The sequence below is a fragment of the Streptomyces sp. NPDC006510 genome, from assembly GCF_040611955.1.
Taxonomy (GTDB): Bacteria; Actinomycetota; Actinomycetes; order Streptomycetales; family Streptomycetaceae; genus Streptomyces.
This window is the reverse complement of record NZ_JBEXPH010000404.1, coordinates 1-2,515: the sequence shown is the minus strand read 5'-3', so window position 1 is coordinate 2,515 and position 2,515 is coordinate 1. Positions and strand designations below refer to the sequence as shown.

At 73.6% G+C, this 2,515-nt stretch carries 2 protein-coding genes; both read right to left on the bottom strand.

The window, feature by feature from the left end; translation table 11 throughout:
* A partial coding sequence (locus ABZY11_RS43915; RefSeq protein ID WP_356484538.1) for a serine/threonine-protein kinase occupies window positions 1-940 on the bottom strand: 940 nt, incomplete at its 3' end.
* A gap of 28 nt (window positions 941-968) precedes the next feature.
* Window positions 969-2,366 carry a PQQ-binding-like beta-propeller repeat protein gene (locus ABZY11_RS43910; RefSeq protein WP_356484537.1) on the bottom strand — a complete coding sequence of 466 codons (1,398 nt, stop codon included), beginning with the start codon at window positions 2,364-2,366 and terminating at the stop codon, window positions 969-971.
* Between the last annotated feature and the right edge of the window lie 149 nt (window positions 2,367-2,515).

Genomic DNA, 2,515 nt, shown 5'->3' with positions numbered 1-2,515 from the left:
CCGGCGGTGCGGCAGCGGCCGTTGCGGCCGCCTCCGCGACGGCGCGCGCCCCGGCCGCGTGCGCGGCGAGCTGCCCCCGTACCGCTTCCGTCCAGGGGAACGGGGAGCCGGCCGCCCGGTCTTCGGGCAGCAGCATGTCGGCCAGCCGTTGAGGAGTCGGCCGGGCCCCGGCGTCGCTGCGCAGGCACTCCTCGATCACCGCGCGCAACTGCGGCGGCACGCCGGACAGTTCGGCCTCGCCGTGGGCGATCCGGAAGATCACCGCGGCCATGTCGGAGTCGTCGAACGGGCCCCGGCCGGTCGCCGCGAAGGCGAGCACCGCACCGAGACAGAAGACGTCCGACGCCGGTACCAGCGCCCGTGAGCCGTTGACGTGCTCGGGCGAGATGTAGCCGGGGCTGCCCACCACGACACCCGTCCGGGTGAGCTGGGTGGCGTCAAAAGCCTGGGCGATCCCGAAGTCGATCACCTTCGGCCCGTCGGCGCCGAGCAGCACATTGCCCGGCTTGAGGTCGCGGTGGAGTACGCGTACGGCATGCATGTCGGCGAGCGCGCGGGCGAGACCGGCGCCCATCTCGCGCACCACCGGCTCGGGCATCGGCCCGCCGCGGATCACCGCCTCGGCGAGCGAGGGGCCGGGGACGTACTCGGTCGCCAGCCAGGGCAGCCGGCCGTTCGCGTCGCCGCCGACGAGGGCCGCGGTGTGCGGACTTCGTACGGCGCCCGCCGCGTCGATCTCACGCCGGAAGCGGATCCGGAAGCCGTCGTCGAGGTCGAGATCGGCGCGTACGGTCTTCAGCGCGACCAGCCCGCCGAGCGGGTCCGGCGCACCGGCGGGCCGGGCGAGATACACCTCGCCCATGCCGCCCGCGCCCAGCAGCCCGAGAAGCTGGTACGGGCCGATCAGCCGGGCTCTGCCGGGTGGAAGCGGCTCGATCACTGCGCGGTCCCCTCAAGCGGTTCGTCGTTCATCCGGGCAGCGGTACGGAGACCGTGGTGCCGTCGTCGTACACGACATGCACGACGCCGCCGACCGGCAGCACCTGCGGGTCGAGCAGTTCCTGCCCCAGATCGATGCCATTGGTGACGGAGTCGTACGTCGGTGTCCTGCTCGGGCCCGGGGCTCCGGGCAGCCTGGTCCTGGCCGGTGGGCCCAGCGTGCCGTCGGGGCGGATCGGGACGGTGTACAGCGTCGTGCTGTCCGCCCAGACCACGGTGTCGGAGACGATCAGGGCGTCGGAGACCGGGTTGCTCATGCCCCGCTCCGTCTTCCCGCCGAGCGGGAACCGGCCGAGGGCCCGGCCGTTCTCGCGGCTCACCACGACAAGCTCATCCGGTATGTCGTCGCTGCTCCGGCGCAATGTGATCACCCGGTCGTCGAGCGCGGTGAGTGTGGCCTCGGCAACGAGCGCCGGATCCACCGCCACCCGCCCCTGCGACTTGAGCGTCCCCGCCGAGAACCGCAGCAGGATCGCGTCACTGCCGAAGCCCGAGGGGTCCTCGTTGGTGACGTAGGCCGTGCAGAAGGCGGAACCACCGTGCAACCGGAGGTCCCCGCACCCCGAGTTCGACCGCTCGCCGCCCGCCTGAACGGCCTCGCCACCGGCCGTGCCGAGCAGCGTGCCGTCCTTCGGCCGGAACGCCTTCGGAGCGTCCTCACCGACCGCGTACACCACCTTGCCATCGGTGGCGACCGGCCAGAAGTTGCCCTTCTGGGCTTCGGAGATGTCCTGCGGGGCCAGCGGTTTGCGCCACTTCTCGGTGCCGGTCCTCAGGTCGTAGGCGGCGAGCTCCGCGCCCGCGGGCGACCATGTGGTGGCGGCGAAGACCAGACCGTCGACGACCAGCGGCGCGCTCTCCAGGTTGTGCGCGCCACCGGACCGGGTCTCCCAGCGGACCTTCCCCGTGCGGGCGTCCAGCGACTGCAGCCGGTCGCCCGCGGCGAGCAGCACGGTGTCGTCGTACACGGTGGGACGGGTGGCACTGGCCGGCATGAAGAACTGACCACGCGGCCCCCAGCCCGCCGAACGGGAGTGCTCCCCCGTGTCCAGCGTCCACAACTGGTGCCCGTCCGCCGCCGACAACGCCTCGTACGTACCGTCCGTCTTCCGGCAGACCACCACGTCCCGGCCCGCGGAACAACCGACGGGCGACCCGGTGAACTTGCCCTTCCAGGACTTCGTCCACCCCGCCGGACGGACGTCGCGGCCGTACGGGACCGTGCCCGAGGCGTCCGGGCCGCCGTTCTCGTCCACGCCCGCCACGATCTTGACGGGCGAGGCCGAACCTCCCCCCGGGGAGGCTTCGTTGGGGGCACCGCGGCCGTTGCGCCAGGCCAGGATTCCGCCCGTGGCCGCGCCCAGCACGATCAGCGCGGCCAGGGAGACGGCCAGCGCGCGACGGGAGCGACGCGGCGGCGGGGCCTGGGGGGTGCCCCCGGCGGGCGGGGCGAGACCGGGGCGGCGCCCGCGTCGAGCGCGTCGTCGAGCAGGGCGAGCAGGTCGGGGGCCCTGCC